General features: G+C 30.9%; 7 protein-coding genes. 3 read left to right on the top strand and 4 right to left on the bottom strand.

Translation table 11 applies throughout. From position 1 onward, the window contains the following. The first annotated feature begins 176 nt into the window (after positions 1-176). On the top strand, positions 177-1,718 hold the full coding sequence (locus tag PKK00_13240) for a DUF4301 family protein (protein ID HNW99365.1): 1,542 nt from the start codon (positions 177-179) through the stop codon (positions 1,716-1,718). 55 nt (positions 1,719-1,773) lie between these two features. Here PKK00_13240 and PKK00_13245 read toward each other — a convergent pair whose 3' ends face one another. Next, positions 1,774-2,958, bottom strand: a complete 1,185-nt coding sequence (locus PKK00_13245; GenBank protein ID HNW99366.1) for an ATP-binding protein — start codon at positions 2,956-2,958, stop codon at positions 1,774-1,776. Positions 2,959-3,407: 449 nt separating this feature from the next. Here PKK00_13245 and PKK00_13250 point away from each other — a divergent pair, with 449 nt between their 5' ends. Then, on the top strand, positions 3,408-5,057 hold the full coding sequence (locus tag PKK00_13250; GenBank protein ID HNW99367.1) for a hypothetical protein: 1,650 nt from the start codon (positions 3,408-3,410) through the stop codon (positions 5,055-5,057). Between the two features lie 231 nt (positions 5,058-5,288). On the opposite strand, the gene PKK00_13255 is transcribed toward PKK00_13250, so the two are convergent. After that, positions 5,289-6,221, bottom strand: a complete 933-nt coding sequence (locus PKK00_13255; GenBank protein HNW99368.1) for a beta-ketoacyl-ACP synthase III — start codon at positions 6,219-6,221, stop codon at positions 5,289-5,291. A gap of 386 nt (positions 6,222-6,607) precedes the next feature. Between PKK00_13255 and PKK00_13260 the strand changes: the two genes are divergently transcribed. Continuing rightward, positions 6,608-6,817, top strand: coding sequence for a hypothetical protein (locus PKK00_13260; protein HNW99369.1), 210 nt, complete (start codon positions 6,608-6,610; stop codon positions 6,815-6,817). On the opposite strand, the gene PKK00_13265 is transcribed toward PKK00_13260, so the two are convergent. Beyond that, positions 6,795-7,955 carry an ATP-binding protein gene (locus PKK00_13265; GenBank protein ID HNW99370.1) on the bottom strand — a complete coding sequence of 387 codons (1,161 nt, stop codon included), beginning with the start codon at positions 7,953-7,955 and terminating at the stop codon, positions 6,795-6,797. The two genes, PKK00_13260 and PKK00_13265, sit on opposite strands and share 23 nt — an antisense overlap. 441 nt (positions 7,956-8,396) lie before the next feature. After that, positions 8,397-9,719, bottom strand: coding sequence for an ATP-binding protein (locus PKK00_13270; protein HNW99371.1), 1,323 nt, complete (start codon positions 9,717-9,719; stop codon positions 8,397-8,399). Positions 9,720-10,176: the final 457 nt, after the last annotated feature.

A 10,176-nucleotide genomic window follows, 5' to 3' on the forward strand; every position in this document is an offset into this window, starting at 1 on the left:
TCCCGATAACTATCGGGGCCACCACCTGGGCAATAAAATAAAAATAAATGTACGTTTAATTCCTTTTGTATCAACTTCCCTATAATTATCGGGAGCATTTGTTGCCCAAAAAAGTTTTGCAAATTTATAATTTTTATTGTTATATTTATCAAAATATTTTAATAAAATATATTTTTATGTTTAATAAGCATGATTTAAATCAATTATCTAAAAAAGGTGTTGAAATTCATACTGTTGAAGAACAGATAAAAAAATTTAAAGAAGGTTTTCCTTTTATAAATCTTTCTTCTTCTGCAACTATTGAAAATAATGGCATTGAGAAATTTAATGATGATGAAGTTAAACGATTAAATTCGGTTTATGAAAATGGTTTAAAAACCAAAAAGGTCCTCAAGTTTGTTCCGGCATCGGGTGCTGCAAGTCGTATGTTTAAAGCATTGCATTCCTTTCAGGAAAAATATGATGGTTCAGAGGAAGCTTATCAAAATTATTTGAATGATAAAAGTTTTAATTCGGTTTATAAATTCATCAATGATATAAAAAACTTTGCATTTTATAATGATTTAAAAAATGTCATGAATGATTATGATATTGATGAATGTATTGTAAATAAAAATTTTATTCCGATAATCGAATTTTTATTATTCGGTAAAGGTCTTGATTACTCTGAATTACCGAAAGGGCTACTGAAATTCCATAAATATGAAAACTGTTCAAGATCTGCATTTGAAGAGCATTTGGTTGAAGCTGTTAATTATTGCAAGGATGTAAATAATAATGCGTTATTACATTTTACGGTATCGCCGGAGCATGAATTGAAATTCAAAAAATTATTAAATGGTATTATCAATGAATATGAAAAAAAATATGATGTAAAATTTAATGTTACTTTTTCAATTCAAAAATCATCTACCGATACCATTGCTGTTGATATGCACAATGAACCTTTCAGAGAAAAAAATGGTTCCTTATTATTTCGACCGGGTGGACATGGAGCTTTAATTGAGAATCTAAATGATTTAAATGGAGATGTAGTTTTTATTAAAAATATTGATAACATTGTCCCTGATAGATTAAAACCCGAAACAACATTATATAAAAAAGTTCTTGCCGGATATTTAATAGAATTACAAACAAATGTTTTTAGGTATCTGGAAATATTATCAAGTGGGAATATTGGTGACAATTTATTATTAGAAATAAAAAAGTTTTCGGAAAGTAAATTGAAAATTGTTATTAATGATTTTGATGAAAAAGAAAAAAACGAAAAAATAAAAATTCTTTTTTCAAAATTAAATCGACCAATAAGAGTTTGTGGAATGGTTAAAAATGAAGGTGAACCTGGTGGTGGACCATTCTGGGTTAAAAATGAAAATGGTGAAATTTCATTACAAATTATTGAATCTTCACAAATTGATTTTGCTGATTCTAATCAAAAAGAAATTTTTGAAAAATCAACACATTTTAATCCTGTCGACCTTGTTTGCGGAGTGAAAGATTATAAAGGGAATAATTTTAATCTTTTGAATTATGTTGATAGCAACACCGGATTTATTTCTGTCAAATCAAAGGATGGAAAAGATTTGAAAGCAATGGAACTTCCGGGTTTGTGGAATGGCGCAATGGCCGACTGGATAACTGTTTTTGTTGAAGTACCTATTATTACTTTCAATCCAGTAAAAACGATAAACGATTTATTAAGGAAAGAACATCAATAAAATTCAAAGTCCTTAAAGTCCATGAATATTAATTTGCTTTGAACTTCTCATCAAACTATATAAAGAACGGATAAACAATATTCGATCCTTCTGTGAATGTTTTGCTGATTACAAAACTTTTTTCAATATTTAATTCTTTTGAAATTTTAACCAATTTTTTATAATCTGATTCTATTGCTTTTTGTTTTACTTTAAATGCAAATTCGTTATTTAAAATGAAATCTATTTCAGATGTGTTTCTTTTATTATAGAAACTTAAATTACCGTAATTGCTCAATTGGTTTGCTACGGCAACCTCAAGGATTTGCCCTTCTGTAACTTTGGCTATTATATTTAAAATGCCGGTATCAGAAAAATATATTTTTTTACCGCCAGCAATACTTCGATCAATACTTTTAGAATATTTGGGTATTAATCTCAGGAAAAATATTCCTTGAAGAAATTCAATATAATTATATAGCTTTACCCTGTTTATTCCTAATTCCGATGAAAATTTTGATATATCAATCATATTTCCGTTCCTTGCCGCTAAAAGAAGAATAAGATCACGCAACTCTCTCACATCTTTCAGTTCAGTAAAAACTTTTATATCTTTTTCGAAAAATGATGCAAATATATTTTTTAAAATCATTTTTTTTGTAGCAATATCCGGTGTTAATGCGACCTCTGGAAATCCACCATATTCTATATATAAATCATAGAGTTCTTTCATTTTAAATATGGATGCTTTACTTTTAGGCTTTAGTATATCTTCAATATTATCAGGTAATTCATTGCCCAACGATTTGCCATTAAAAAGTAAAAATTCACGATAAGTTAATACTGGTAATACATATAAAAATTTTCTGCCGCTTAATGATTCAGGAAAAAGATTTCGCAAATAATAATTTGATGAACCGGTTACTATAAATTTTACTGCATAATAATCTATCAGGTATTTGATAATTTTTGTTATTTCCGGGAAATTCTGTATTTCATCTATACATACAAGTAACCTTTCGTCTTTTTTTACTCCTGATGCACTTTGCAGGTCTGCATATATTGCTTTGTAATTAATGTTTTCAAACGTCATTAAATCTAAAGGGTTGTCAAAATCAAACCACAATTTTTTTCCTTTAAATTCTTTAAATAATTGGCGCATAAGAGTTGTCTTACCTACCTGGCGCATACCTGTAATTATAATGGCATTCTTATGTTCTAATTGTGGTAATATTGTGTGAAATAGTTGTCTTTTTAGCATATGTGTAATAATTATTTTACAAATATAAGCATATTTGTATTTATTTCATTACAAATATTCATTTTATAATTCAGCATATTTGTTCCTTAATTTATAAAATAGTATGAATGTTCCGTTTTAGTACAATTTGAATATTGAATTTATTTTTTGTCAATAGTTGTATGGTTGAACAACTGGTTAAGTCAAAGGTGAATAGTTATAAGAAAAAACTTTTTTCTATCAACCAAAAACCATTTTGCCACCTGACTAAATTTTCATAATGATTTACTATAAACCTATAACAATTGACTTGACCATCTGCCCAACCTATAAACATAAGACTATCCGTCAATAGTTTGTTTGAGCAACTGGTTTGGTTGAATGTTTCTGTATCGGTACAAATCATATTTTTTAAATCATTTTTTCTACTTCTCTTTTTTCTATATTTGCAGCTATATATTGATAAATCGATGAAAAAAAATATCTCTGTTTTACTTTTTTCTTTATTTATATTTTGTAATTCATATTCACAGGAAGTTTATCAAAATGTAAGTAATACCAATATTTATGAATTTATAGATGAATTGGCAAATGATAATGTGATTTCAATAAATTCAGTAATAAAGCCATATTCAAGAATTTTAATTGCAGAGAAATTAAAGGAAGCTTTATCAAAAAAAGAATTGTTAAGTAAGCGGCAACAAGATGAACTTAATTTTTATCTGCTTGATTATGAAAAAGAATTAGATGGTTTTGAGACTACTGATTTCATTGGAAAAAATGTAATTTCAAAAAATAAAACTTCTTTCAGAAAAAGAATAGATTTATTTTATTATAAAGATTCTCTTTTCAATTTTTCTGTTAATCCGATTTTAGGAATAAATTATTTTGTTAATGAAAATGGTACAAATTATCACCGGTGGAATGGGGCAGAAGCTTTTGCAACAATAGGAAAACATTGGGGATTTTATGCAAGTTTGAGAGATAACTTTGAATCGGAATTATTGGCTAAGCCAAATTATTTAACTCAGCAGGAAGGCGGTTGTTATAAGCCTGATGGTAATGGTGGTGGTGATTATGAAGAAATGAAAGGCGGAATAACCTATTCGTGGAAGTGGGGAAGTGTTGGATTAGTCAAGGATAATATTACCTGGGGGAATAATTACAATGGGGCAAATATTATTTCAAACCGGGCGCCATCATTTCCATTTATTAAATTTCATGTAAATCCTGCGAAGTGGTTTGATTTTAATTATATTCACGGATGGCTGGTTTCGGGAGTAATAGATAGTTTAAGAACGTACAGCTACAATTATGGAAATAGAATTATATATCGCCAGAAATATATTGCAGCCAATATGTTTACATTTACTCCGTTTAAAAAATTAAATATTTCACTTGGAAATTCTGTTATCTATAGTGACATTGGAATCCAGCCAGGTTTTTTAATTCCAGTGATGTTCTTTAAAGCAGTTGACCATAGCCAGAATGGGATGAGTAATAAAGCCGGACAAAATGCACAAATGTTTTTTGATATATCATCAAGACAAATTAAGCATCTTCATTTGTACACTTCTATCTTTTGTGATGAGATAGATATTGGAAATATGTGGAATGAAAATGAGCAATCAAATTTTATTAGTTTTAAAGCAGGAGTTGCTGTATCAGATTTATATTTTAAGAATTATTCAGTAATTGCAGAATATACAAGGTCGAATCCCATTGTTTATAAGCATTTCATTCCAACAACAACTTTTGAAACTAATGGTTATACTTTGGGAAATTATTTGAAAGATAATGCTGATGAATGGTATTTTGCTATTCGATATAAACCAATTTCTAAAGTACATTTTGAAATATCTTATCAGCTTTCAAGAAAAGGACCTGATTATCCTTACACGGGAGTGGGGCATAGCGGACTTGGATTGCCTTTTATGAGTGAAGTGTTATGGAGTAAAAAAAATATTTCTTTTAATGTAAACTATGAAATTTATAATGATATCAAAGTATTTGCGGGTTATTCAAATGCTTATATAAAAGATGATTTTAAAAATTATACTCCTGGTTTTTATTTAGGAAATACGAATACTATAAGTTTTGGAATGAATTGGGGGTTGTAAAGACTATAATTTCGACTCAAAATTCAGGTATCTTTTTTAGGAGTTCCCATAATAATATATTTTATACCGACAGAAAAAAGGTTTGCAAAAATATTTTTTGATTTCTGTACGGTATAACTCGTTCTAAACAGTTTTGCTTTTGCAAACCTGATAAGAACGAGTATATTTTTAAGCCCATTTGATGATAGCAGCTCCATAAGTCCAGCCACTTCCTACAGCTGCGAATAAAATTTAATTTCCTTTTTGGATGGTACCATTTCTGTGGCATTCATCCATTAATATCGGAATTGTTCCTCCAGAAGTATTGGCATATTTATCCATATTATATTTAACTTTTTCAAAAGGTAAGCCTACCAATTCTGCCGTTTTTTTGAGAATACGTATACTTGGTTGATGGGGTATCATCCAGTCTATGTCATCAATACTCATTTTCGTATCTTCTAATACTTGATTGATAGCATGGGGTAAGACCTTGATAGCTGATTCATAGACTACATGTCCATCCATTTGAAAATATTGTAACCCTTCCTTGATATTATGCTCGTTTAAAGGGAATTCGGAACCACCGCCGGGAATAGTAAATCCCAGCATCCTATCACTTGAATCCGTATATAAGCGAAATGCTAAAAAACCATCTTCTTTATCACTGTATGTTAATACAGCTGCACCCGCACCATCACCGAAAAATACTGCATTGCGATGAGTCCAATCTGTTATTTTTGAAAATGTATCTGCTCCGATTACCAATACATGATTATATACTCCGGTAGCAATGTATTGACTTGCAACAGACATACCATATAAAAAACCGCTGCAAACAGCAGAAATGTCAAATGCCACTGAATTAAATGCCTGAAGTTTATGTTGTACAAAAGCTGCTGTTGAAGGTGCTTTACGGTCATGAGTTGCAGTAGCTACTATGATTAAATCGATATCTTTTACATTTAAACCCGCATTTTCTATTGCATTTAAAGCTGCCTGTGTTGCCAGATCACTGGTGGCTTCATTATCGGCAGCAATACGTCTTTCTTTTATACCTACATTTTTATATATCCATTCAGCATTAGTCTGGAGTATACTTTCAAGGTATTCGTTGGTGTATATTTTGTCGGGCGTATAAGAACCGGTACCTATAATCTTTACATTTCTTACTACTTGTTTCATATACTTTTATTTTTGAAGTTGTTCAAAGTTGGATGTTAATAAAACGCTAATGGCATAAAGCAATTGTATACTTCGGCTGAACGAATTTGCAAAATAATGCAAATTCATTCGCTCAGTATAATTAAAAAAAAGTACCATTGGTGTAAAAAAAATGATAAACAAAGTTATAATAAAAAAGAGCTTTGTCCGCATTTAAAATTCGGAAATTGCATGGAGAACATCAAAGTCAAGAAATATCAATTAGTAGAGGCTTTACTTTATCGTTTAAAGATGGGTTGTAAATGGCATGAGTTACCCATAAAACAATTATTTAAGACAGTATACAAATGAAATAGCGTGTATTATAATTTTTAAAAATGGAGCAAAGATGGTAGCTGGGAGAAAGTATGTCCGCCTGTATTGGAAGAATACAAGCACCTGTTAGATTTACCAGTATTCAATTAGATGGCATAAATACACCAGCCAAATTTGGAGGGGAAGCTGTTGGTTATTTAGGAAAGAAAAAATGTTCGACAAGCAATTTAATAAAAGACTATGTTGTTAAGGCAAAAGGAGCATTACTATTCTTCCAATCTAAATTAGGCTCTTTTCATTAATTTTGATTTTCAATTCCTTTAAATTTACTACTTCAATGTTTTTTTTCAATGTCCATCCTGAGTTGACGGGTGCAACAACAAAGATATTTTTTGGTGCAATATCTTCAAATGCGATGTAATTTCCCTTGGATAATGAGGGTGATGATGATGATTTGCATTCTATTGCAAAAATGTTGTTTCTCCACTTCATTACAAAATCAACTTCTGCACCATTACTTGTACGATAAAAATAAAACGATGCATCAGGGAACATTCCTTTCATGTTGGATAATACTATTTGTTCCCATATTGAGCCAAAGGATGGGTGTCCTATCATTTCATTAAAATTTCGTAAACCGAGTAAAGCCGAAGTTATACCTGAATCAGAAATATATATTTTGGGTGATTTTACTAATCGTTTTCCTAAATTTGAGGTGTATGAAGGAATAACATCAATCATGAAAGTACCTTCCAGCAAATCAATGTAATTTTTTACTGTTACCGAAGAAATACTGAGGGATTTTGCTAACGTAGAATAATCAACAGTTTGTCCATTATGGTGGGCAAGCATTTGCCAGAGCCGATGCATGGTGACAGGAGTAAAGCCTCTCCATTGCAATAAATCCCGTTCCAGGAATGTTGAGATAAAACTTTCACGCCACTCGAACGACATTTCTGCATCTGTTGCCAGTAAACTGCGAGGGAATGCTCCCTGTGAAAAATATTGTTCAAAAGAATAATTATCATTTAACTCTTCCCATAAAAACGGACTTAGTTTTTTATATACAATCCTTCCGGCAAGCGTTTCTGAGCTTTGTTTTAACAGGTTTCTTGATGCGGAACCCAAAATAAGAAATGCGGAATTTATTTCCCATTCATCCACTAAGCTTCTGATAAGTGGGAAAATATCAGGTTTACGCTGAGTTTCATCAATACAGATTAATTTTCCCTTTTGGGCTGATAGAAAAAACTCTGCATCATTTAACTTATTTAAATCAGAGGTACGCTCCAGGTCAAGATAAATGCTGGAAGGGTAGTTTTTTATTAAATGCTTTACCAAAGTTGATTTTCCACATTGACGTGGGCCTATAAGCGCCACAACAGGGTTGTTTTTTAATGATTTAATAATACTACTTTCGAGGTATCGTTGAATATACATAAATAAAATTTTAATTTATCCATGCAAATTTAAAATATATTTTTAATATTACATGGTAAAATATACAAATTTTACTACTTTTTCTTAATCAGAGTAAAAGACAAAAAAATATCCGCCACAGCGGATTCATTTTTTCCATAAAAGCATACAAAACTAAAATTAGGAACAATTTTTCGGTTTTATTTTTTCTGGTAATATTATCAAATATTTTGGAATGAATTGGGGGTTTTAATTATCATGATAAGGAATGTTGAAGAAATTTAATGTGTCTTTACAAGAATGGGTTCCCCCGACTGCCGCGGACCAGTATGGCCAACTAACTTGAACGTACGTGCTAATTGGCTCAATTTTTTTAGCAATACATTTTATCCTATTTCAAAAAAAACGGAATTTTTTGGATTCTGATTCCATAAAAAGCTATAATGAAAAAGTAGTCGGATCCTATTTAATACCGATAACTTGAAGGATAATGTCTTTCAATTTACTTATTGCATACAAAGGAACATTGGTAAGCCAGTCCTGTTTGCGGAAATCAGACATTGATGTGCGAACAGAAACCCTTGGGTTAAATTTTTCGACAAATACTTTTAAACTTTTAGCCTTCAAGTTTTCTTCTGCTTTAACTTCAAGGGGAACGACAACACCATTATATTGAACAACGAAATCAATTTCAGCAGAAGAGCGTTCGGCAGTCCAATAATAAATAACATATTCGTTACTGCTAATAAGTTGTTGAAAAACATACTGCTCTGTCAGCGCTCCTTTGAATTCTGAAAATATAGTATTTCCGTCAATAATTGTTTTAGCATCAATATCACCCATCGCTGCTAACAATCCAATATCGACCATAAATAATTTGAAAGCGCTGATGTCTTCATAAGCTTTCAATGGTATAAAGGGTTTTGTTGCACGGCAAACTTTATGAACCTGGCCACAATCAACTAACCATGATAAGGCTAATTCATAATCTTTTGCCCGGGCGCCTTCTTTAATGATTCCATAAATAAACTTCCGGTTTTCTTTGGCTAATTGAGCTGGAATTGAATTCCACAACATTCTTATACGAGGAATAATTTCTTTTGGCGCATGTTTAGAAAAATCTTGTTCGTAAGCATCCAAAATTTGTTTTTGAATAATACGTACTTCTTTAAAATTGTTGTTTTTACTAAATGTCAACACCGCTTCAGGCATGCCTCCTACATAGTAATATTGCTTTAGTCGTTCAATATATTTTGTTTTATAGGCGGTTAATAATTTCCAATCTGCTTCATGAATGATTTCAACAAGGGCCGTTTCTCCAATCGCATCAAGGAATTCTAAAAAAGTTAACGGCTGCAAATCCATAAAAACAATTTTTCCAACCGGAAAAGAAACATGAGAATGAATAGCCACTCCCAAAAGAGAACCTGCAGCAACTATGTGATATTCATTAGCATCTTCCTGAAAATACTTTAATGCAGCAATTGCTTCGGGAGCTTCTTGTATTTCATCAAATATCAACAAGGTAGTTTCGGCATTTATTGTTAATCCCGATTCTGCCTGTAATGCAACGATTATTCTTTTAATATCAAAATCATCTGAAAACAATGCGCGTAGTCGCTTGTTTTTTTCAAAATTCACATAAACCGTTTGAGCGTATTGAGTTTTGCCAAATTCTTTCATAATCCAGGTTTTGCCAACTTGTCTGGCACCTCTTATTATTAATGGTTTCCGGGAATCAGAATTTTTCCAGGCAATAAGCTCTGCTAATTTTGCTCTTCTCATTTTTATTTATTTGTACAAATATACATTTTTTCGTACGTATATTCGTATTAAATTACATTTTTTCATACGATTATTGGAATTTTCTCATAAAATATGAGCTTTTTCCAAATCAATAATAAACGAAATAATGTGTTTTTTAACGTGTCGAAGTCAGGAGATTAATGAGGTTCTTAATTGAACCCAATCTAACAAATTGTTACAGTAAAACCCCTAAAAAACCGAATATGCTTGATGAATACTAAACAGAGCATAGTCAAGCATCGTTTTAAGAAAAAGTAGAAAGTACAAAGTGTTTTGTTTCTATTTTGCTGTAAAAACAGTGAAAAATAGAATTATACTCCGGATTTTTACATAGGAAATCCGAATACTATACGCTTGGGAATAAATTTGGGGGTTTAATTCGGGGTTGCTGAAAAATTCGAAGATGCTTTATTTTCAGGAATTATCTGCATATTTG

This window comes from Bacteroidales bacterium (assembly GCA_035353855.1).
Lineage (GTDB): Bacteria > Bacteroidota > Bacteroidia > Bacteroidales > CG2-30-32-10 > DAOQAK01.